This is a genomic window from Nocardia niigatensis NBRC 100131 (genome assembly GCF_000308655.1).
Taxonomy (GTDB): Bacteria; Actinomycetota; Actinomycetes; order Mycobacteriales; family Mycobacteriaceae; genus Nocardia; species Nocardia niigatensis.
Genome location: NZ_BAGC01000107.1, coordinates 17,298 through 38,580, shown reverse-complemented (window position 1 = coordinate 38,580; position 21,283 = coordinate 17,298). Strand labels below are relative to the sequence as shown.

24 protein-coding genes are annotated in these 21,283 nt (G+C 68.0%); 17 read left to right on the top strand and 7 right to left on the bottom strand.

Annotated features, from left to right (window positions below; genetic code table 11):
- Positions 1 to 57: 57 nt before the first annotated feature.
- Positions 58 to 831, bottom strand: a complete 774-nt coding sequence (locus ON33_RS32110; RefSeq protein WP_040862900.1) for a sigma 54 modulation/S30EA ribosomal C-terminal domain-containing protein — start codon at positions 829 to 831, stop codon at positions 58 to 60.
- Between the two features lie 234 nt (positions 832 to 1,065).
- Between ON33_RS32110 and ON33_RS32105 the strand changes: the two genes are divergently transcribed.
- Positions 1,066 to 2,025: an acyl-ACP desaturase gene (locus ON33_RS32105; protein ID WP_040862899.1), complete on the top strand. Its 960-nt coding sequence runs from the start codon at positions 1,066 to 1,068 to the stop codon at positions 2,023 to 2,025.
- A gap of 9 nt (positions 2,026 to 2,034) precedes the next feature.
- Here ON33_RS32105 and ON33_RS32100 read toward each other — a convergent pair whose 3' ends face one another.
- Positions 2,035 to 2,424 carry a VOC family protein gene (locus tag ON33_RS32100; protein WP_040862898.1) on the bottom strand — a complete coding sequence of 130 codons (390 nt, stop codon included), beginning with the start codon at positions 2,422 to 2,424 and terminating at the stop codon, positions 2,035 to 2,037.
- Between the two features lie 289 nt (positions 2,425 to 2,713).
- On the opposite strand from ON33_RS32100, the gene ON33_RS38780 reads away from it, so the two are divergent.
- Complete coding sequence (locus ON33_RS38780; RefSeq protein WP_051153231.1) at positions 2,714 to 3,082, top strand: nuclear transport factor 2 family protein; 369 nt, start codon at positions 2,714 to 2,716, stop codon at positions 3,080 to 3,082.
- A gap of 47 nt (positions 3,083 to 3,129) precedes the next feature.
- Here the strand turns inward: ON33_RS38780 and ON33_RS32090 are convergent, their stop codons facing one another.
- From ON33_RS32090 to ON33_RS32085, 3 genes are all read right to left on the bottom strand, one after another.
- A complete protein-coding gene (locus ON33_RS32090; protein ID WP_040862897.1) occupies positions 3,130 to 4,050 on the bottom strand; it encodes a universal stress protein in 921 nt (306 codons plus the stop codon).
- Positions 4,051 to 4,208: 158 nt separating this feature from the next.
- Positions 4,209 to 4,340: a DUF8730 family Cys-rich protein gene (locus ON33_RS44145; RefSeq protein ID WP_281033256.1), complete on the bottom strand. Its 132-nt coding sequence runs from the start codon at positions 4,338 to 4,340 to the stop codon at positions 4,209 to 4,211.
- Between the two features lie 130 nt (positions 4,341 to 4,470).
- A complete protein-coding gene (locus ON33_RS32085; protein ID WP_040862896.1) occupies positions 4,471 to 4,896 on the bottom strand; it encodes a pyridoxamine 5'-phosphate oxidase family protein in 426 nt (141 codons plus the stop codon).
- A gap of 345 nt (positions 4,897 to 5,241) precedes the next feature.
- Between ON33_RS32085 and ON33_RS32075 the strand changes: the two genes are divergently transcribed.
- From ON33_RS32075 to ON33_RS32065, 4 genes are all read left to right on the top strand, one after another.
- The gene (locus tag ON33_RS32075; protein WP_169336862.1) at positions 5,242 to 6,957 is read left to right on the top strand and encodes a sensor histidine kinase; all 1,716 of its coding nucleotides are present in this window, start codon (positions 5,242 to 5,244) and stop codon (positions 6,955 to 6,957) included.
- Positions 6,958 to 7,149: 192 nt separating this feature from the next.
- Positions 7,150 to 7,545 (top strand): carboxymuconolactone decarboxylase family protein, encoded by a 396-nt coding sequence (locus tag ON33_RS32070; RefSeq protein ID WP_040862894.1) that lies wholly within the window; start codon positions 7,150 to 7,152, stop codon positions 7,543 to 7,545.
- A 20-nt stretch (positions 7,546 to 7,565) separates the two neighbouring features.
- On the top strand, positions 7,566 to 7,727 hold the full coding sequence (locus ON33_RS42390) for a DUF8730 family Cys-rich protein (RefSeq protein ID WP_169336861.1): 162 nt from the start codon (positions 7,566 to 7,568) through the stop codon (positions 7,725 to 7,727).
- A gap of 183 nt (positions 7,728 to 7,910) precedes the next feature.
- Positions 7,911 to 8,162 (top strand): Rossmann-fold NAD(P)-binding domain-containing protein, encoded by a 252-nt coding sequence (locus ON33_RS32065; protein WP_051153230.1) that lies wholly within the window; start codon positions 7,911 to 7,913, stop codon positions 8,160 to 8,162.
- A 230-nt stretch (positions 8,163 to 8,392) separates the two neighbouring features.
- Here ON33_RS32065 and ON33_RS32060 read toward each other — a convergent pair whose 3' ends face one another.
- Positions 8,393 to 9,388: an alpha/beta hydrolase gene (locus ON33_RS32060; RefSeq protein WP_040862893.1), complete on the bottom strand. Its 996-nt coding sequence runs from the start codon at positions 9,386 to 9,388 to the stop codon at positions 8,393 to 8,395.
- A gap of 347 nt (positions 9,389 to 9,735) precedes the next feature.
- On the opposite strand from ON33_RS32060, the gene ON33_RS32055 reads away from it, so the two are divergent.
- The 6 genes from ON33_RS32055 (at position 9,736) to ON33_RS32035 (ending at position 15,622) form a co-directional block, all read left to right on the top strand.
- Positions 9,736 to 10,326, top strand: a complete 591-nt coding sequence (locus ON33_RS32055) for a TetR/AcrR family transcriptional regulator (RefSeq protein ID WP_040862892.1) — start codon at positions 9,736 to 9,738, stop codon at positions 10,324 to 10,326.
- Positions 10,327 to 10,458: 132 nt separating this feature from the next.
- Positions 10,459 to 11,811 carry a lanosterol 14-alpha demethylase gene (gene cyp51, locus ON33_RS32050; RefSeq protein ID WP_040862891.1) on the top strand — a complete coding sequence of 451 codons (1,353 nt, stop codon included), beginning with the start codon at positions 10,459 to 10,461 and terminating at the stop codon, positions 11,809 to 11,811.
- A 43-nt stretch (positions 11,812 to 11,854) separates the two neighbouring features.
- Positions 11,855 to 13,099 carry a cytochrome P450 gene (locus ON33_RS32045; RefSeq protein ID WP_040862890.1) on the top strand — a complete coding sequence of 415 codons (1,245 nt, stop codon included), beginning with the start codon at positions 11,855 to 11,857 and terminating at the stop codon, positions 13,097 to 13,099.
- Positions 13,100 to 13,108: 9 nt separating this feature from the next.
- Positions 13,109 to 14,740: a GMC family oxidoreductase gene (locus ON33_RS32040; RefSeq protein WP_040862889.1), complete on the top strand. Its 1,632-nt coding sequence runs from the start codon at positions 13,109 to 13,111 to the stop codon at positions 14,738 to 14,740.
- 97 nt (positions 14,741 to 14,837) lie between these two features.
- Positions 14,838 to 14,984: a hypothetical protein gene (locus ON33_RS39155; protein WP_063711114.1), complete on the top strand. Its 147-nt coding sequence runs from the start codon at positions 14,838 to 14,840 to the stop codon at positions 14,982 to 14,984.
- A 152-nt stretch (positions 14,985 to 15,136) separates the two neighbouring features.
- Positions 15,137 to 15,622, top strand: coding sequence for a hypothetical protein (locus ON33_RS32035; protein WP_040862888.1), 486 nt, complete (start codon positions 15,137 to 15,139; stop codon positions 15,620 to 15,622).
- A 135-nt stretch (positions 15,623 to 15,757) separates the two neighbouring features.
- On the opposite strand, the gene ON33_RS32030 is transcribed toward ON33_RS32035, so the two are convergent.
- Positions 15,758 to 16,582, bottom strand: coding sequence for an acyl-CoA thioesterase (locus ON33_RS32030; protein ID WP_051153228.1), 825 nt, complete (start codon positions 16,580 to 16,582; stop codon positions 15,758 to 15,760).
- 124 nt (positions 16,583 to 16,706) lie between these two features.
- Here ON33_RS32030 and ON33_RS32025 point away from each other — a divergent pair, with 124 nt between their 5' ends.
- The 5 genes from ON33_RS32025 (at position 16,707) to ON33_RS32005 (ending at position 21,279) form a co-directional block, all read left to right on the top strand.
- On the top strand, positions 16,707 to 17,723 hold the full coding sequence (locus tag ON33_RS32025; protein WP_040862887.1) for a TIGR03617 family F420-dependent LLM class oxidoreductase: 1,017 nt from the start codon (positions 16,707 to 16,709) through the stop codon (positions 17,721 to 17,723).
- Positions 17,724 to 17,795: 72 nt separating this feature from the next.
- Complete coding sequence (nicT, locus tag ON33_RS32020) at positions 17,796 to 18,914, top strand: Nickel transporter NicT (protein WP_218001543.1); 1,119 nt, start codon at positions 17,796 to 17,798, stop codon at positions 18,912 to 18,914.
- 35 nt (positions 18,915 to 18,949) lie between these two features.
- Positions 18,950 to 19,324 (top strand): hydrogenase maturation nickel metallochaperone HypA/HybF, encoded by a 375-nt coding sequence (locus tag ON33_RS32015; RefSeq protein ID WP_040862886.1) that lies wholly within the window; start codon positions 18,950 to 18,952, stop codon positions 19,322 to 19,324.
- A complete protein-coding gene (hypB, locus tag ON33_RS32010; RefSeq protein ID WP_051153225.1) occupies positions 19,282 to 20,136 on the top strand; it encodes a hydrogenase nickel incorporation protein HypB in 855 nt (284 codons plus the stop codon). Before ON33_RS32015 ends, hypB begins: the two co-directional genes overlap by 43 nt.
- 87 nt (positions 20,137 to 20,223) lie before the next feature.
- Entirely contained in the window at positions 20,224 to 21,279 is a 1,056-nt protein-coding gene (locus ON33_RS32005) for an NADH-quinone oxidoreductase subunit B family protein (protein WP_040862885.1), read from the top strand.
- Positions 21,280 to 21,283: the final 4 nt, after the last annotated feature.

The following is a 21,283-nucleotide window of genomic DNA, read 5'->3' as shown; positions in this document are numbered from 1 at the left end:
TGCCGGTGGGCGCCGGTCGCGATCGCAGCCGACCCCGGATGCGCACGCACCCGATCGTCACGGCAGACCCGGCGACGGGCGCTGCGATGTGGCGATGACCAGACCGAGATCACCGTCGTAGCGGCGGTAGAGCAGCCGGCCCCGACCGTCCTCGGGCTCGGTGAAGAAGAGGAACGGCAGACCGTGGCCGCACAGGCGCACGGCGGCGGCCGACTCGGTGAGGACGCGGGTCGGGTGCGGGTTCATGGTCATCGGTAGGTGCTCGAAGTCGCGGGGCGGGCGTAGGCGGCGCTGCCGGGCCATCCGGACGCCCAGGGGCCCGGCCCAATACACGATGGCGTCCTCGCCGGTGTCGAGGTCGGTGAAGAGGTGGGCGTCGTAGTCCAGCGCGTCCATGGTGGCGACGGCGGCAGCCGCATCGCATCGGTGCGGGACGCAGACCTTGCGGCGCACGATCGGCCGGACATCGCCGAGTGTGACCAGGGGCGGGCGGGCCGGGTCGGGCGCCCAGCGCGGGGGCGCCTGCGCCAGTAGGCGATCCAGGGCGCGCTCGAGGCGGTCGGCGGCGAGATCGATCGTGCGCGCGGCGGGGCCGTCGATCTGGCAGCGCACCGGGGTTCCCGCCACCCGGAGGTCGATCTGCGCGAGAGTCGTTCCGTCCGAGCGGTATCCGCGGGTCAGGCGCACGTTCGCGGTGCCGGTCAAGCGGCGGCGGCCCAGCACCGCGGCGATCTGAGCGCGGGCGCGGTGACGCTCCTGCGCGGAGATCCCACCGTCCCCGAGCACCTCGACGACCGGTTCCGGCATGATGGCGACCTCGTTCGCGTACACGCTGCACGACCTCCCGATGGTGATCGACCTGATTTTGACGTGTCCATGTCAGCACCGGCCACGGCGACGCGAACAGGGCCGAAGGTCCTCGCCGGTCATCTACCCGGGCGGCCTCGAGATCGAAGTCCTCGCACGGTCGGGACCTTCGGCTCTGTCGCCGCCGGACGCGGCACGGAACGGTGGGCGATGGCCGCACGGCCCCCCACTCATCAGACAGGAAGGCGGACACCACCCGTGGCGCGTGAGCTGACGCAGCGTGAGATCCTCGTCGAACTCGAGCCGGTCGCCGGGCAGGCGCTCGACCGGCATTTATCGGTGTTCAAGGACTGGCATCCCCACGACTTCGTGCCGTGGGACGACGGGCGCAACTTCGCGCAGCTCGGCGGAATCGATTGGGATCCAGAGCAATCCCAGCTCTCCGCGGTGGCCAAGGCCGCGCTCATCACCAACCTGCTCACCGAGGACAACCTGCCCTCGTACCACCGCGAGATCGCCGAGAACTTCTCCCGCGACGGGGCATGGGGCACGTGGGTGGGCCGCTGGACCGCCGAGGAGACCCGGCACAGTGTGGTCCTGCGCGACTATCTGGTGGTCACCCGCGGCGTCGACCCGGTCGCGCTGGAGAACGACCGGATGACCCACATGACCAATGGTTTCGCCGCACCCGTCGATCCGGCCACCGCGGCCGCGCACGCCGGGTTCCTCTACTCCGTCGCGTACGTCAGCTTCCAGGAGCTGGCCACCCGGATCAGCCACCGCAATACCGCCGCGGTCTGCAACGATCCGGTCGCCGACCGCATCATGCAGCGGCTGGCCCTGGACGAGAACCTGCACATGATCTTCTATCGCACCCTGTGCGGCGCGGCCCTGGATCTCGTGCCAGACCAGGCGATGGTGGCCATCGACCTGATCGTCGAGAACTTCCGCATGCCCGGCACCGGGATGCCCAACTTCCGCCGCCACGGCGTCCTCATGGCCAAGCACGGGATCTACGATCTGCGCCAGCACCTCGAGGACGTGCTGATGCCGGTGCTGCGGCACTGGAATATCTTCGGCCGCACCGACTTCGGCCCCCGGGGCGAACAGGCGCGGGAGCAGCTGGCGGGCTACCTCGAGAATCTCGAACAGGTGCAGATTCCGCGTTTCGAGGAGCAGCGGGACCGCGCCCTCGCCCGAGAGCGCGCCCGCGTCTGAACGGACCGGTCAGGCCGGGGTGACGATCTGGATCAGATTCCCGCAGGTGTCGTCGAACACCGCGGTGGTGACGGGTCCCGCCTGCAGCGGGTGCTGCGTGAACGTCACCCCGAGGCCGGTCAACCGCTCGAATTCGGACTGGACATCCTTCACCTGGAACGAGGCGGCCGGAATGCCGTCGCCGACCAAGGCGTCCTTGTACGGCCTGACCGCTGGGTGCCCATCCGGTTCGAGCAGCAGTTCCGCGCCCTCCGGGTCCTCCGGCGACACCACGGTCAGCCAGCGGGCGCCGGGCCCCAGCGGCACGTCGTGCTTCTTGGTGAAACCCAGTACCCCGGTATAGAAGTCGAGCGCTTTCTGCTGGTCGTCGACGAAGACGCTGGTGATGTAAATCCGCACGGCCCTCACCCTTTCCTGTGCACCGGCCACCGCTCCAGGATGGCGGCCAGCGGAGTCGTATCGAGGTGGTGAAACTGTACCGGCCCTGCTTCCGCTCCGAAGCTTCCCAGCATCCGGACTCGAGACTGACGCAGGGTCAGGATCCAGCGTCGGGGGCAGACACTCGAAGGAGGGGTTTGCGGTGATCGATGATCAGAACGATATTGAGTGCTGGATGCAGACGGCGCGGATTATCAAGGTGGTCAACAGTTAATTTTCGGGCTTTGGATGAGGGGGGTTCGAGGACGCGTTGTTCGGGCGGATTTTTGCCGGGGATGGGGAGATCGTGCGGCCGAACGGGGTTGGGGTGGTGGGGCCGGCGGATATCGCGCGGAGTCATGGGGTGAGTTTTGCTCGGTTCGATGGGACTCAGCATTTGGTCACCGGGCATGATGTCGAGATCGACGGGGACTCGGCTGTCGTCCGGGCCGATCTGGTGGCGATCCATCTGTGGAAAGGCATGCCCGTCGGCGCGAGCATGAGGGAGCGGTCGTTCACCGCGGGGGGCGTCGTTACCGCGAATCTGGTTCGTACGCTTGATGGTTGGCGTATCCGCGAGTTGCGGAACCGGATCGTCTGGCGGACCGGCCACTTCGGGAACATGATCGAAACCCGCTAGCTGCGCGATCGGGCCGGCGTCCTACCCGCGGACGCCGGCCTCTGGCGTCACTCGGCCGAGTGAACGACCATGACCGGGCAGTGTGCGTGCTGCACCAGGGAATGCGTGGTCGAGCCGAGCAGCAGCCCCAGGAAGCCGCCGCGCCCGCGATTGCCGACCACCAGCAGCTGCGCGTGCTTCGACCATTCCCGCAGCTGGGCGGCGGGGGCCGAGAAATAGAGGCGCCGGTGCACGGTCACGTCCGGGTACTTCTCCTGCCAGCCCGCGAGCCGTTCGGCCAGCACGGATTCCTCGGTGACCTCGCAGTCCTCGGGCATGTTCGCCGACTTGTCGCCGGCGAACATGCCCGCGCTCCAGTCGTTCCAGACATGGAGGGCGACCAGATCGGCTCCCCGCTCCGAGGCCTCGGCGAAGGCGGCGGCGATGGCGGGTTCGCTGACCGGCCCGCCATCGATACCGACCACGACCGGCCCGGAATCGTGAATCGTGTTGTCCGCCTCAGGATCCGGGCGCACCACGATCACGGAGCCGGCGGCATGGGAGGTCACTGCCAGCAGCGTCGAGCCCAAATGCGCCAGCGTGCCATGGTTTCCGGTCGCGCCCAGCACGACGGCGTAAGCGCGCTCGCTGTGGTCGATGAGGATGGCGGCGGCGGAATCGCTCGACATGTACGCGGCCACCCGCAGATCCGGGTATTCGGCGCGCACGTTCTGCACCGCGCTCCGCACCAGCCTCTGGCCGTTCTCCCGCACGCTGTCGATCACGGCGGGGGTGATCACCGCGTACGGCCCGGCCACGGTGGTGGCCGCCAGATCCAGGCCGTGCACGATCTGCAGTTCCCGGCCACGGCGGAGGGCGAATTCCGCGGCCCAGTGCAGGGCGAGTTCCGATCCCGGTGAGCCGTCGACACCTACGACCACGCCGGCGCCGGCCAGTCGGTGCTGATCCTCGTATTCGTGTTCGCTCATTGCCCTCTCCCGGCGATGTGGTTACCCAGGCGGCGGTTCGCCGCACACCTTCACCGTAGAAATCGCCGGGGTGGCCGCACTGCGGTCGATGGTCACGGGACCTCAGGTCCAAAGGCCGCCCGGCCGCGGGCCCATGGTCGCGGCCGGGACGACGCCGATCAGTTGCCGGGAGCCTCGTGCTCGCCCGCGCACCACTGTTCGGCGGGAACGGCGGCCTTGACCTGGTCGATATGCTCGCCACAGCCGGCCCAGGTGATCTTGCCGCACTGACAGGGGGTCGGTTGACACATGGTGGTGGTCCTCTCGGGATCGGTCCGCGGGGGCGTCGTCGGATCGGCACAGCATCCGCGACACGGTCGGGTGGATGGTAGCCGGGCGGTCGCGACCGCGGCCGTCGCGGGCCCGCGGGATCGATTCCCGCTACACCAGCCGGATACCGGTGACCAGCGTCGGCTCGATGGCCACGACGGTGTCCATGACCCCGTCCACCCACGGCGACACCAGCGCTTCGTAGCGGGCCGCCCGCTCCGGGTCGGCGACGGTGCGCGCGATGCCGGTCACCACCACCGACCAGCCCAAGCGCGTGATCGGATCGATGTCGTCGGCCTCGTAGGCGACCACCACAGCGCTGTCGGCGCGCACGGTCGAGGTGAGACGCGAGGTCAGGCGGGTGCGGACGACGATGGTGTCCCCGTCGACGATGTGATTCACCGGCCGGATCGCCGGCAGCGCGTCACGGGTGAAGACCACCCGGCCGAACGGGACGGCGGCCAGCAGGCGCATGGCCTCGTCCCGGGAGAGATCCACCACGCCGCGCGTGGCCTCGCGGGCACCGAAACCGTTCATGCCTTAATCTCCCGTCATCGGTTCGCTGGGGCATGCCGTCCTCCATGTGACCATCGAATTCGCCCACCCGACAGGGCCTAAGGTCCTCGACGCCCACACCTTCGCCCGAGTCAGAGAAGGACAGTCGTGAACCGAGCCTCGCCGGACCCGCGCTGAACGGCATTGCCGCCGAGGCGCACCGGCTGCTCGCGGCGGCCCTGGACGCGCTGCATCAACCCGCCGCGGCGGCCGGATGAGTGAATCCCGTCCTGTACCGCGCCGGAGGCGCCCGCTGCCGACAGCCCAAATACACTGTGGGTGAGCGGTACCTCAGATTCATTCACTCCGGACCCAGGACGCCCCTAGATGACTGCCCTCTCCGACGACTCGTATTCGGTGCGAAGCACGTTGTCGCAGTTGCGACTGCGGGAACTGCTGACCGAGGTCAAGGATCGGGTCGACCAGATCATCAACGCCCGCGACCGAATGGACGGTCTGGTCGAGGCCATGCTGTCGGTGACCGCCGGGCTGGATCTGGACCAAACCCTGCGCACTATCGTCCGTACCGCCACCAGCCTGGTCGAGGCCCGCTACGGCGCACTGGGCGTGCGCGGCCTGGACTCGCATCTCACCCAGTTCGTGCACGAGGGCATCGACGACGCGACCGCCGAATCCATCGGTGACCTGCCGGCCGGGCGCGGCGTGCTGGGCGTGCTGTTCCATCAGCCCGAACCGATCCGGCTCGACGACATCGCCAGTCATCCTGCGTCCGTGGGGTTTCCGGCCAACCATCCGCCCATGCACACCTTCCTCGGCGTGCCGGTGCGGATCCGGGACGAGATCTTCGGCAACCTGTATCTGACCGAGAAGAAGAACGGGCTGCCGTTCACCGAGGACGACGAGGTGCTCGTCCAGGCACTGGCCGCCGCGGCCGGTATCGCCATCGACAATGCGCGGCTGTACGAGTCGGCCCGCACCCGGCAGGCGTGGATCGAGGCGACCCGCGACACCGCCACCGCATTCCTGGCCGGCACCGCGGCCGACGAGGTGCTCGCGCACGTTGTCAAGCACGTGCGCACGCTGACACGGGCCGAACGCGCGTTCCTTGCCGTCGACGACGATCCCGATATCCCGGCGACGGAGGCGCCGGAGCTGCGGATCGCGCGCTGGGCCGGGCCCGGCGACGGACCCAGCAGCCTGGTCGCCCGCACCGCCGGCACCGCGATCGGGCGGGTGTTCACCGAGGGCACCCCGCTGAGCTTCGACGACGCCGCCGGCATCGATCTCGGCAAGCCGCTCGCCGACCCCGGCCCGACCCTGATCCTCCCGCTGCACGCCCAGGGCTCCACCTTCGGTGTGCTGGTCATCGTCCGCCCGATCTCCGCTCCCCCGTTCTCGGGCGAGACCCTGGAATTGGCAACGGCTTTCACCGAGCAGGCCGCTCTGGCCATCCAGCTGGCCGAGGCCCAGCAGCGGGTGCGCGAACTCGACGTGCTCACCGACCGCGACCGCATCGCCCGCGACCTGCACGACCACGTCATCCAGCGCCTGTTCGCCGCGGGCCTGAGCCTGCAGGGCACCATCGCCCGCACCCGCGCGCCCGAGATACGCAGCCGCCTCTCCGATGTCGTCAACGGCCTGCAGGACGTAGTGCAGGAAATCCGCACCTCGATCTTCGACCTGCACGGCGCCAACAGCCAAACCCCCGGACTGCGTCAACGCCTCGAACAGGTCATCGCCCAGCACACCGCCGACATCGGCCTGCGCACCTCCCTGCGCACCTCCGGCCCCCTCTCGGTCGTCACCCCAGTCCTGGCCGACCACGCCGAAGCCATTGTCCGCGAAGCGGTCTCCAATACCGTCCGCCACGCCAACGCCCACTCCCTCTCCGTCGCCATCGAGGTAGCCGACGACCTCACCATCACCGTCTCCGACGACGGCAATGGCATCCCCGACAACATCACCCCCAGCGGCCTCTCCAACCTCGACTGCCGAGCTCGAGAACTCGGCGGCACCTTCACCATCCTCCCCAACCCCGACGAACCCGGCACCCGCCTCCGCTGGTCAGCCCCCCTCCAATGACCGACTAGCGGTCGGCTGCTGCGCGCCTGGCTTCGGACACGTTTCCGAGCTGGCCGGCCAGTTGGTCACGGCTGTGAGGCACGCCTCGACATATACCCCGAGGGGTATGCTACCGTTGCTATACCCCCTGGGGTATCCACGAGGCGGTCGTTCGGACGACGCGTCCTCCCCGAAGCGAACGAAGGAGAAGCCATGTCCGCACCGACCGATGTCACCCATGCCTCGCAGCACGGCAAGGCCGTCCTGCAGGAGTTGTCCCCGCTGCACCGGGAACTGCGGCGAGCGATCCCGGACGTGTACAAGGGTTTCGGTGAGCTCAGCAAGGCCGCCTTCGCGCCGGGCGCGCTGGATCGCAAGACCAAGGAGCTGATCGCGCTCGCCATCGGAGTGGTCGAAGGCTGCGACGGCTGCATCGCCTCACACGGGCAGGCCGCCGCGCGCGCCGGCGCGACCAAGCAGGAAGCGGCCGAGGCCATCGGCGTCACCTTCCTCATGCACGGCGGCCCCGCAACCATCCACGGCGCCCGCGCCTACGAGGCGTTCTGCGAATTCGCCGACGCCATCGAATCCGGCGAATCCCCCGCCTGACCACCCCGGAGGAACCACCCATGTGCCACCCCACCCGATGCCGGACCTGCGGCAAGACCACCTGGTCCGGCTGCGGCGCCCACGTCGCCCAGGTCAAGGCCACCGTCCCGGCCGACCAGTGGTGCCCGGGCCATCAAAACGCCGACCAGGACAGTTGGCTCCGACGATTCATCAACCGCTGATCGACCGCGCACCGCTCCGCCGCCCCGCCTCGAACAACTTCAAGTTTGCAGTGACAGTCACAATGTGGTGACCAAGCTGGAGAAGCGCGGGCGGGTGCGGCGGGAACCGGATGACCGAATCCGGCATCACCGCAGCCGGGATTCGCCGCCGACACCGGTGACCACGCCGCTCTCGCCACCGCGTTGACCGATGCCGCCGCTCATTTCGGCCCCATCGACGTCCTGGAGTTCTCACCGCACGCGGGCCTGGTCATGGTCGAGCCGAAGGACGTCACCATCGACAATCTCCGGCCCCAGATCGACCAGTATCTGTTCGGCGCGGTCGCCGCCACCCAGGCGGTGCTACCCGCCATGCCCGCGGCGGGCGCGGGCACCCCACTCAGCCCTCGACAGGCTGCGTGCTGGGCTGGAGTGCCTGCAGCAGAGCGGATTTGATGGGATCGCGGGTGGTGGCGATCAGGGCGAAGGTCGCCTTGAAACGCCCGGGCGCTGAATGCGCAATTACGGTGAAGGCGGCCGGGCGCGAGTGGATCGTCACCGAATCCCGCGAAGACGTCGGGCACGTCCAAGTACGGTGCGCGACCGTCGATATCGTGCCGGATGGACTCGTCGCGTTCGGTGACCGGACAGGTGCGCGTGCGCCGCCGGGTCCGAGGCGGATGTCGTCAGGCCAGGTCCCGGTCCGCCCCGGGTTGCGCCGCGAAGTAGGTGTCCAGCGCGTGCCGCAGCCACCGCTCCCGTGAACGGAAGGCCCGCCGGCTCACCTCGGCACGCGGGACGAGACGGTCGAAGCCGTGCCAGCAGCCGGGGTAGACCTCGAAGTCCACCGGCACGCCACACGATCGCAGCGCGTCCACGTAAGCGCTCGTCTCATCCCGGAACGGCTCGATGCCGCCCACATAAGTGAAGGTCGGCGGCAGGCCGCGCAGATCGTCGGCCCGCGCGGGCGCGGCGTACACCGGAACCCGCTGCGTTCCATACAGATCCCGTAGATACAGCTGCCAGGCCGAGGCCAGGGTGACCGAATCGAGCAGGGGCGCATCATTGTCGCGGGCCGATTCGGTGGTCTGCCGATCGTCGATCATGGGATAGATCGGCATCTGGAAGGCGATGTTCACCTCACCGCGGTCCCGCGCCAGCAGGGTGAGCGCCGCGGTCAGTCCCCCGCCCGCGCTCTCCCCCGCGACCGCCAGCTGATCCTCGCGGATGCCGAGCCGAATCGCGTTGTCGCGCATCCAGATCAAGGCGGTGTAGCAGTCGTCGAGCGCCGCGGGGTACGGGTGGCGGGCGCTGAGCCGATAGTCGGGCGCGACGACCACGCAGCCGGTCCGCTCGGCCAGGAGGCGATAGATCCGCAGATCCTGTTCCGGCCGCCCGAGGAAGAACCCGCCGCCGTGCAGCCACATCAGTCCGCCTGCCGCGGTGGTGGGCGCGAGCGGGGAGTAGACGACCACACGCAGCCGCGTTCCGTCGCCGCGATCGATACCGAACTGCTCGACCCGCAGCGTCTTCGGCCGGCGCGCCCGCGCGAGCCACAGCAACCCGTCGACGAGCGCCGCCACGACCCGCAGCCACCGCTGACTGTGCCGAGACCCCATGCGCCGCATCCACACACCGGTCGCACGCAGCTGACCGTCGATCATCGCGTCGGTGATGTGCATGCCGGTCCTTTCCCAGGTGTAGCGACGCTATCACAGCCCTGGAAGGCAATATAGACAACAGTCCAGACTTCTGGACAGTTTCTAGCTCCGAGCCGAGGCCCGGAATGATGGCCATTGTGATGGACGGTAGTCGATGATACCGTCCAGACACATGTCCAGCTATCTGTCTCTCGCGGGACCGAGCCGGGGCTCCCGGCAGTGCGCACGACCGAATGCGAGGTATGCGTGATGATTTCGGCCTCAACGGCACCGATCTCGTTCGACTCGTACGACTACCGGGTCCACGACGCGCACTCGACCGATGTGCGGGGATTCGCCGCGCTCCCCCGCACCGTCGAGGCCCGATGATGTCCGACCTCGCATCCACCGGCATCGAGGCGACTCGGCGGCGGCTCACCGAGAAGCAGGCCGACACCGTCGACCGCCTCACCGCGGCGGCCGTCGCGGTGTTGTCCCGGGAGGGCTTCTCCGGCACCACGATCCGGCTGGTCGCCGCCACGGCGGGAGTCGGCACCGCCACCGCCTACACGTACTTCTCGTCCAAGGAACACCTGATCTCGGAGGTGTTCTGGCGGCAGCTGGTCGCGGCCCCGAAACTGGACAACGGCGATGCGGACCCGGCCACGCGGGTGGTCGCCGTGCTTCGCCAGGTGTCTCTGCTCGTGGCCCACGACCCGGCCCTGGCCGGTGCGGTCAGCAGTGCGCTGCTGGGCGACGATCCCGATGTCCGGCATCTGCGGGTGCGCATCGGCTGGGAGATTCGCGGCCGGCTCGCCGAAGCGCTGGGATCCGATGACCCGGAACGGGTTTCGATGCTGGAGCTGCTCTACGCGGGCGCGCTGCTCCAGGCCGGGATGGGCCTGCTCTCCTACGAGCAGGTCGCCGATCTCCTGGAAATGTCCGCGCGACGACTCCTGGCCGAGCCCGCGACCGGGTGACCGGGAGCCGAACCGCCCCACCTATTCACAGTCCGAAGGCGACGGCAGACCTTGTCGCACGCCGCTAACCGTAGTACCGTCCGGACACATGTCCATAAGGTGTCTGGACAGCTATTTCTGGAAGGATTTCCAATGACGCTGGTCAAGCCGCAGCGAGTGTCCGGGGGTGCGGACGAGCACGGCCACCTGGAGGAGTTCCGCACCGACCCCATCGCGCTGATGCGGCGGGTGCGCGCCGAATGCGGCGATGTCGGCGCCTTCGAGCTCGCGGGCCGCGATGTGATCCTGCTGTCGGGCGCCGAGGCCAACGAGTTCTTCTTCCGCGCCAGCGACGAGGACCTCGATCAGGGTGCGGCCTATCCGTTCATGAAGCCGATCTTCGGTGAGGGCGTGGTCTTCGACGCGCCGCCCGAACGCCGCAAGGAGATGCTGCACAATTCGGCGCTGCGCGCGGACCACATGCGCGGGCACGCGGCCACCATCGCCCACGAGGTGGATCGCATGCTGGCCGGCTGGGACGACGAGGGCGAGATCGATCTCCTCGAATTCTTCGCCGAGCTGACCATCTACACGTCCTCGGCCTGCCTGATCGGCCGCAAGTTCCGCGAGCAGCTGGACTCCCGGTTCGCGCACCTCTACCACGAGCTCGAGCAGGGCACCGACGCGCTGGCCTACGTCGACCCCTACGCGCCGATCGAGAGCTTCCGCCGCCGCGACGCGGCCCGCGTGGCGCTGGTCGAGCTGGTGCAGGCGATCATGGATCAGCGCGAGGCGAATCCGCCCACCGGCAAGGACGATCGCGACATGCTCGACGTCCTGATCTCGGTGAAGGACGAGCAGGGCGTCTCCCGGTTCTCGGCCAGCGAGATCACCGGGATCTTCATCTCCATGATGTTCGCCGGGCACCACACCACCTCCGGCACCGCGGCCTGGACCATCATCGAGCTGCTGCGCCACCCGGAGACGCTGGCCACGGTCGTGACCGAGCTCGACGAGCTGTACGCCGACGGCTCGGAGGTCAGTCACAATGCGCTGCGCCAGATTCCGAATCTGGAGGCCGCGCTCAAGGAGGCCCTGCGGCTGCATCCGCCGCTGATCATCCTCATGCGGATCGCGCGCGGCGAGTTCGAGGTGTGCGGACACCAGATCCAGACCGGCGACATGGTGGCCGCCACGCCGGCGATCTCCAATCGGATCCCGGAGGACTTCCCGAACCCGGACGCCTTCGATCCGGGCCGCTATCTTGATCCGCGCCAGGAGGACCTCGTCCATCGCTGGACCTGGATCCCGTTCGGCGCGGGCCGCCACCGCTGTGTGGGCGCGCCGTTCGCGCTCATGCAGCTGAAGGCGATCTTCTCGATTCTGTTGCGGGACTGGGAGTTCGAGCTGGCGCAGCCGTCGGAGACCTATCGCAACGACCACTCCAAGATGGTGGTGCAGCTGCAACAGCCGTGCCGCGTCCGCTACCGCCGCCGCCATCGCTGATCCGTCCCGGTCCACAACGTTGTCGGCCTGTCAGGAGGAAGCCGTGTCCGCGCCGTCCATTCCCCCCGGATTCGATTTCACCGATCCGGTGCTCTGGGGAACCCGTAATCCCGTCGAAGAATTCGCCGAGCTGCGCCGCACCGCCCCGGTGTGGTGGAACCCCCAGACCGACGCGCAGTCCGGTGGATTCCGCGACGGCGGCTACTGGGTGGTCACCAAACATGAGGACATCAAGGAGATCTCGCGCAATGCGGAGCTGTTCTCCGCCCAGCGCAAGGGCGCGGTGATCCGCCTGCCCGGTGAGATCACGCCCGAGCAGATCGAGGTCACCGGCGCGCTGCTGCTGAACATGGATCCGCCCAAGCACACCAAGATCCGGCGCATCGTCTCGAAGGGCTTCAGCCCGCGGGCGGTCGAGGGTTTGCGGGCCGCGCTGGCCGATCGCGCGGCGGCGATCGTGCGCGCGGCGCGGGAGTCGGGCGGCGGTGATTTCGTGGAGCAGGTGGCGTGCGAGCTGCCGTTGCAGGCCATCGCCGAATTGCTGGGTGTGCCGCAGGAGGATCGGCGCAAGCTGTTCGACTGGTCCAATCAGATGCTCAATTACGACGACCCCGAATACGGCGACAACACCAATACGCTGTCGTCGACCACCGCGTCGCTGGAGATCCTCGGCTACGCCTGGAACATGGCCGAGCAGCGGCGCGCCGATCCGCTCGACGACATCGTCAGCCGGCTCGTGCACGCCGACCTCGACGGGGAGGCGCTGGGCTCCGACGAATTCGGTTTCTTCGTCATCCTGCTGGCGGTGGCGGGCAACGAGACCACCCGCAATGCCATCACCCACGGCATGAAGGCGTTCATCGACCACCCCGAGCAGTGGGAGCTCTACAAGCGGGAGCGTCCGCGCACGGCGCCCGACGAGATCGTGCGGTGGGCGACCCCGGTGACCGCGTTCCAGCGCACCGCCACCGCCGACACCGAATTGGGCGGGCAGTCGATCAAGCAGGGTCAGCGGCTCGGATTGTTCTACAGCTCCGCCAATTTCGACGAGGACGCCTTCGAGGACCCGTTCCGGTTCGATATTCTCCGCGACCCCAATCCGCATCTGGCCTTCGGCGGCACCGGTGCGCACTATTGCGTCGGGTCGAATCTGGCCCGGCTGGAGATCGATCTGATGTTCAATGCCCTCGCCGATGCGATGCCGGACCTGTCCGAGGTCGCCGCGCCCGAGCGACTGCGGTCGGGGTGGATCAACGGCATCAAGCACTGGCGGGTCCGGTACGAATAGCACACCACGATGGGCGAGATCATGAACGAGGCCGACTACATCGTCGTCGGAGCGGGCAGTGCGGGGGCCGTGGTCGCGGGCAGGCTGGCGGCCGCCGGCGAGTCGGTGCTCCTGCTGGAGGCCGGGCGGTCCGACGACACCCGGCTGGTCATCAGCCCGGGTCTGATCACGATGGTGCACACCATTCCCCGCTTGAAGGAAAGGGTGTGCTGGAAGCAGTATTCGGTCCCGCAGAAGCACGCGAACGACCGCGAGATCCCCATGACCCGCGGCAAGGTGCTGGGTGGTTCCAGCTCGGTCAACGGCATGCTCTATGTGCGCGGCAACAAGGCCAACTTCGACTCCTGGGCCGCCGAGGGCAACAAGGGCTGGAGCTACGACGAGGTCCTGCCCGCCTACAAGCGCCTCGAGAACTGGGTCGACGGGGCGGACGACTACCGCGCCACCGGCGGCCCGATCGAGGTGACCCGCCCGCGCGAGATCACCCCGATCGCCGAGGAGTTCATGACCGCCGCGTCCGAAACCCTCGGCGCGCCGATCATCAAGGACTACAACGGCGCATCGCAGGAAGGCATCTCGATCTTCCAGCAGAGCGTCAAGGACGGCCTGCGCTACAGCTCCTCGCGCGGCTTCATCACCAACATGCCCAACTCGCACCTCACCGTGCTCACCCACGTCCACGCCACCCGCGTCGTGATCGAGAACGGCCGCGCCCTCGGCGTCGAGATCGCCGAGAAGAACGGCTCCCGCCGCGTCGTGCGCGCCGCCAAGGAGGTCATCGTCTCCGGCGGCGTGGTCGGCTCCCCGCAGCTGCTCATGCTCTCGGGCATCGGCCCGGCCCAGCACCTGCGCGACCTCGGCATCGAGGTCGTCGCGGACCTGCCCGTCGGCCAGAACCTGCACGACCACCTGTTCGTGCCCATGACCTTCGTGTCCAAGAAGGCCATCCACCGCGGCATCCCGACCTACTTCGCGCGCGCTCTGCTGCGGGAGCTGCGGCGGCCCGGCAGTTCGTGGATGGGCCGTACGGTCTTCGAGGCGGTGGGCTTCGTGAAAACCGATGCCGCACCCGGTGATTACCCGGACATGCAGATCCACAGCCTGCCGTGGAGTTATCCGGTGCCGAATCAGGATGCCGACAAGATGTATCTGGTCGAGCGGAGCGCGGCGCTCACCGTCATGCCCAGCCTCATCTATCCGCACAGCCGCGGGCAGGTAACCCTCGCGTCGGCCGATCCGTTCGCCGCCCCGCTGATCGATCCGGGCTACCTGACCGATCCGCGCGACGCGGACTTCCTGATCGCGGGCATCCAGCGCGTGCGGGAGATCATGGCGCACTCGGCGATCGCCCCGGACATCACCGAGGAGTACTCGCCGGGAAGCGATTTCGCCGACGAGGCCGCGCTGCGGCGCGAGCTGCCCAACCGCGTGCACTCCATCTACCACCCGGTCGGCACCTGCCGCATGGGCGTGGACGAGCGCGCGGTCGTCGACCCCACGCTCGAGGTGCACGGCATCGAGGGCCTGCGCGTGGCCGACGCCTCGATCATGCCGAGCATCACCGGCGGCAACACCAACGCGCCGTCGCTGATGATCGGTGAGAAATGCGCCGAGATACTGCTGGCGGACCGGCGCGCGTAGCCGGGCCGCCATGTCACCGGGTCGACGACCCGGTGCATACTCGAACGAGGCGAATCGGACGAGAAGCCGTCCCCCGCAATCACATTGGGAGTAGATGATGAAGACCCGCCTGAGCTGCCCGTGCGGTGAATACATTCGCGGCGAGAACGAGGACGACCTGGTCGAGAAGACCCTGGCTCACCTCGCCGAACGGCACCCCGATCAGGATTATTCGCGCGACGAGATCCTCTTCATCGCCTACTGATCACAAGCGCCGAGGGCTTACCGATCAAAACACCGAGGTCAGTAAGTTACTGCGCATTCTCGCGTCGCATGTAGCGAAATTGCAGGTAATAGGCATCAGAGGTTGATATAGAATCTTGTCGTACAGTGACAGAGATCGCAGGCAGGGCAGACATGAGGCATCCGGCATCCGGCGCGGAATCCGAGGGGCCGGACGCCGCGTCGGCCGAAGTGGTCGACCTGGCGCCGCCCGCTGCCCCGCGGCCCGATTCGACCCGGCGACGGCAACTGGCGACCGAACTGCTCGCCCTGTTGCCCGATATCCCGACCGCGCGGGTCGCCTCGGCCACCGGGCTGCCCGAGGCCGTGATCGAGGAACTCCGCCACGGGCACGCACCCGCGGTCGTGCCGGTCGTCGACGCGACCAGCACCATCATGCGCCGCCTGCGCAATGATCCGGTGGTCAGCCGCAGTGAGCCGGGCCGGAACCTGCTGCGCTGGTTGACCATCCCGGGCTTCGACCGGCACCGGTTCGAGCAGGCACGGCAGGTGCTGCCGCCGCAGCACCTGCCCGGGGTCGCCCGGCTGGCCCGTGATCGCGCGCAGGCCTGGCTCGCCTTCGCCGAGATGCTCGAAGGCGGCCGGCCCGGCTACGAATGAGCGCGGCTCCCCCGCCTATTTCGTGGGCAGGGCATTCTGCAGGCCACCGACGTCGAGGCCATTCGATTTCATACTTATTGACCTGCGACACAAGCTTCTCGCGCCGCAGCACGCGAAAGAACCTGTCCCGAAAGGTCAGCCGGCCCGACGCATCAAACCCTGCGCGGAGACCGATGCCACCAGATCGCCGGACTGGGTGAAGACCTGGATGCGGCCGTACATCCGGCTGCCGCCGGCGAACGGGCTCTCGCAGTGCAGCAACAGCCAGTCGTGCATCGTGAACGGACGATGGAAGGTGACGGTCTGGGTGAGCATCGCCGCCGTGCCCCGACCACCGCGCCGCGCGATCTCGGTCTGCGGGTACGGCCGCGTCGCGACCGGGCCCAGGAAGCCCTCGCTGCCGTGCGCCAGCAGCGCGCGGGACATGCCCGGCAGATCGGGCGCCTTGTCACAGCGCATCCACACATCCAGGGTCGGCGGCCCGGCCAACTCGGCCGCGAGCGCGTCCGCCCCACCGAGTGTCCGCACTTCCCACGGCAACAGCGCGCACGGCAGTTCGTCGCACTCCTCCGGCCGCGGCACCTCCTGGGGCAGGCGGGCGCCGTGGCTGAGGAAGTCCGGCTCCTCGGCGCTGAGCATTATCAGCACCCGGGCGTGCTCGCGCCCGTCCTGACGGAACGCCACCTGCACGGTCGCCAGCGCGCGCCCCGACTGCACGACCTCGACCTCCACATCGACCTCCCGCTCGGCATATCCGCCGCGCGGGAAGACCCCGTGCATCGACTGCACGGCCATATGCGGCACTGTCCGCTCCGCGGCGACCACGGCTTGCGCGAGCGTCTGGCTACCGAGCGTCGTCGGCAGCGTCGACGTCACATTGCGTGCCCGAAACCGTCGCGCCCCAACCTCGGTCAGATCGAGAACATCGAGCAGATCAGCCAAGTCCACCACCGGCCACATATGCGTACCTCCAGCCATAGCGAGATATTTGCACACGGCCGTGCTCCCCCGCCCGCCCCATCCCACTCTTCACACCCCGCTACCGTCAGCACCGAGAACGCACCGATGTCGAGGAAGACGGTCGATGAAAGTCTATGCAGCCCTGGATGCCCGCCTGCCACTGTCGGAGGTGCCGCGAGCGGCCCGCCGCGTGGAGGACCTGGGTTTCGACGGGGTCCATATTCCGGAGACGATCCACGATTCCTTCGCGGTCGCGCTGCTGGCGGCCGAGCACACGAGCCGGATCACCGTGCGGACCGCGATCACGCTGGCCTTCGTCCGGAGCCCGACCCTGGTCGCGTACAACGCCTGGGATCTCGCGAAATTCTCCGGTGGCCGCTTCGAACTGGGGCTCGGAACACAGATCAGGCAGAACATCGAAGGCCGGTTCGGAATGCCGTGGACCGAACCCGTCGCCCGGATGGGCGAATACCTCACCGTGCTGCGAGAGTTGTTCGCCGCGTTCGCATCCGGCGGCTCGATCGACCATGACGGCGACAGCTACCGGGTGACCCGGCTGCAGCCGTACTTCAATCCCGGACCCGACGACATCGCACCACCGCCGATCCTGCTCGGCGCGGTCAATCCCGGAATGTGCGGGCTCGCAGGACAACTCGCCGACGGCGTGATCACCCACTCCACCAATTCCGATCCGGGTTACCTGCGCGATGTCGTCCGGCCCGCGGTCGAGGCGGGCGCCGCGGCACACTCGCGCCCCGCTCCCGGAATCATCACGGCGATCCCGATCGCGACCGGTCCCACGGCAGCCGCGGTGGCACGCGAACGCGAGCGGCAGCGCCGGCTGCTCGCCTTCCTCTACTCCACCCCGTCCTACCGGCCGACCCTGCTGCGGCTCGGTCTGCCCGAATTGTTCGAACGGCTGCGCGAACTGGTGAAAGCCCAAGGCTGGCACCGACTCCACGAAGTGGTGACCGATGACGTCCTGGACACGCTGCTCGTCTGCGGCGACTACGAGGCGCTGCCGGAGCTCGTGCGCGACCGCTACGCGGGCCTCGTCCACGGCATCGTCGTGCCCGCACCCGCCGAGGATCCCGGAAACACCGGTTTGCGGTACGCGATCGAGTCCCTCCGCGGCTCCTGACACATCGAGCGGCCTTGCCGCGCCGGGCGACGGAGTCTACGGTCGAGGAACCCGGGTCACAGGGAGTCAGCCGTGGCGTCGACAGTGCAGCGACGTGGTCCGATTCGATTTCTGACCGATCGGTTCACCATCACCAGGCAGGAATGGCTGCGCCTGGCCGGGATCATCGCGGTGGTCGTCGGGTTGCATGTGATCGGCTGGGGCACGCTGATCGGGATCGTCGCCCCACGGCATTTCAGCGTCGGCGACCGGACGCTCGGGTTCGGAGTCGGGCTCACCGCCTACGTCCTGGGCCTGCGGCATGCCTTCGACGCCGACCACATCGCCGCCATCGACAACACCACCCGCAAGCTCATGCACGACGGGCAGCGGCCGCTGTCGGTCGGGCTGTACTTCTCGCTCGGGCATTCCACCGTGGTGTTCGGGCTGGCACTGCTGCTGTCCGTCGGCGTGAAAGCGGTTGCCGGGCCGGTGGCGGACGATTCCTCCGCGCTGCACCACTACTCCGGTGTGGTCGGCGCCGCGGTGGCGGGCGGCTTCCTCTATCTCATCGCCATCATCAATCTCGTTGTGCTGATGGGGATTCTGCGCGCGGTGCGCGGACTGCGCTCCGGCCGGTTCGACGAGGCCGAGCTGGAGACCCGGCTCGCCGGGCGCGGATTCGTCACCCGGCTGCTGGGCCCGGTGATGAAGTCGATCTCCCGGCCGTGGCAGCTGTTCCCGATCGGCCTGCTGTTCGGCCTGGGCTTCGACACCGCCACCGAGGTCGCGTTGCTGGTGCTGGCCGGGACCAGCGCGGCGGCCGGGCTGCCCTGGTATGCCATCCTGTGCCTGCCGGTCCTGTTCGCGGCGGGCATGAGCCTGCTCGACACCATCGACGGCACCTTCATGAACTTCGCCTACGGCTGGGCCTTCGCGCAGCCGCTGCGCAAGATCTACTACAACCTCACCGTGACGGCGCTGTCGGTGGCGGTCGCCCTGATCGTGGGCACGGTCGAACTGCTGAGCCTGCGCGGCGCGCATACGGACCCGGGCGGGATCGATTCGACCCTGCTCGGCTGCCTGGTCATCGGCGTTTTCGTCGGCACCTGGGTGGTCGCGCTGGCCGGTTGGCGCTTCGGCCGGATCGAGCAACGGTGGGCCGGCGGGCCCCCCGGGGAAAACGCCCACGCATCCGAGGCCGGGGAGTAGCGTGGGTCTTCTCCGGTCGTCGAATCGAGGCCCCTGTGCACGAGATGGCGATAACCTGCAGCCTTGTCGAGGCGGTGTGTGAACACGCGGCCGGTCGGCGGGTGTACGACGTGACCGTCGAGGTCGGGGCGCTGTGCGCGGTGATTCCCGACGCGATGGAGTTCTGTTTCGAGATCGCCGCGGAGGGTACCGTGGCCGAGGGCGCGCGGCTCGAGATCGCCGTGATTCCGGGCAGTGCGTCGTGTCGATCCTGCGGCAACCGATTCCAGGTCGCCGATCCGATTCTGTTGTGTCCCTGCGGCAGCGCCGACGTGGAACTCACCGCGGGGCGCGAGCTGCGTATCCGGTCCATGGAGGTGAGCCGGGAATGTGCGCCACCTGCGGATGCGGTGATGATGGATCAGCCGTGATCACCGTTGTCCCCCAACGTCATTCACATGAGCACGAGCATCCGCACCGGCACGACGGCGACGCGGGCGACCAGGTGCACGCGCACGGGCACGGGCACGGTCCCGGCGAGCACGTGCACCTCGCGCCGACCGAGACCATCACCCTCGAACAGAAGGTGCTGGCCAAGAACGACGCACTGGCCCAATCGGTCCGGCGCAGGCTGGCGGAGCAGGCCGTCGTGGCGATCAATCTGACCAGCTCCCCCGGCTCGGGCAAGACGACTCTGCTCGAGCGCACGCTGCGGGACCTCGCCGACACCCCGATCGCGGTGATCGAGGGCGATCAGGAGACGATGCTCGACGGCGAGCGCATCCGCGCGACCGGCCGCCCCGTGGTCCAGGTCAATACCGGCGCCGGATGCCATCTGGACGCCACGATGATGGACACCGCGCTCACGGCGCTGTCTCCCGCCCCCGGCACCCTGCTGTTCATCGAGAATGTCGGGAATCTGGTCTGCCCGGCCCTTTTCGACCTGGGTGAGCACGCGAAAGTCGTGGTCATCTCGGTGACCGAGGGCACCGATAAACCGTTGAAATATCCGCACATGTTCGCGGCCGCCTCGCTGGTGCTGGTCAACAAGATGGACCTGCTGCCCTATGTCGATTTCGATGTGGAGCAGTGCCGCGCGTACGCGAATTCCGTCAATCCCGGCATCGGGGTGCTCACGGTGTCGGCGACCACCGGAACGGGACTGCCGCAGTGGTACGAATGGCTGTTCGATCAGACATCCGCGCTGCTCAGCAGCCTTGAGGAAGGTCAACACCGAGAATAGACTGACGTGATCAGGGTCACTTTCGACGCGATTCCATGCTGCACCGGAACCACGCAGGTGGCCACCAGCTTCTGAAGGGCGGCATTCATGCCAACTGGCGAAGCAGTCAAAGCCGAAGAGACGCTGATCCACGTACTGTGGATCAACGCAGGCCTCAGTTGTGACGGTGACTCGGTGGCGTTGACTGCCGCCACCCAACCCAGTGTCGAGGAGATCGCACTCGGATCCCTTCCGGGACTGCCGAAGGTCGCCGTCCACTGGCCTTTGATCGATTTCGAATGTGGCCCCACCGGGGGCGCGGATGACTTCCTGGAATGGTTCTTCAAGGCCGACCGCGGCGAACTCGAGCCGTTCGTGCTGGTCGTGGAGGGCTCCATTCCCAACGAACAGCTGCACACCGAAGGCTACTGGTGCGGGTTCGGCAACAACCCCGACACCGGTCAGCCCATGACCACCAGCGAATGGCTGGATCGATTGGCGCCCAAGGCAACCGCGGTCGTGGCGGTGGGCACCTGCGCCACCTACGGCGGCATCCACGCCATGGCGGGCAATCCGACCGGGGCCATGGGTGTCCCGGATTATCTGGGCTGGGACTGGCGGAGCAAGGCCGGCATCCCGATCGTATGTGTGCCGGGCTGCCCCATCCAACCCGACAATCTCTCCGAGACCCTGACCTATCTGCTGTACATGGCGACCGGCCAGGCGCCGATGATTCCGCTCGACGAAGCCCTGCGCCCGAAATGGCTTTTCGGCGCCACCGTGCACGAGGGTTGCGACCGGGCCGGCTATTACGAGCAGGGCGATTTCGCGCACGAATACGGTTCACCCAAGTGCATCGTCAAACTCGGTTGCTGGGGTCCGGTCGTGAAATGCAATGTGCCCAAGCGCGGTTGGCTCAACGGCGTGGGCGGGTGCCCGAATGTCGGCGGTATCTGCATCGGTTGCACCATGCCCGGTTTCCCGGACAAGTTCATGCCGTTCATGGACGAACCGCCGGGCGGAAAGCTGTCCTCCGCCGCCTCCGGACTGTACGGATCGGTGATCCGCAGTCTGCGCCACATCACTGAGCGCACCGTGGACAAGGAGCCGCACTGGCGGCATCGGGGCACCGAGCTCGAGACGGGTGCGCGACGCACCTGGTAGGAGA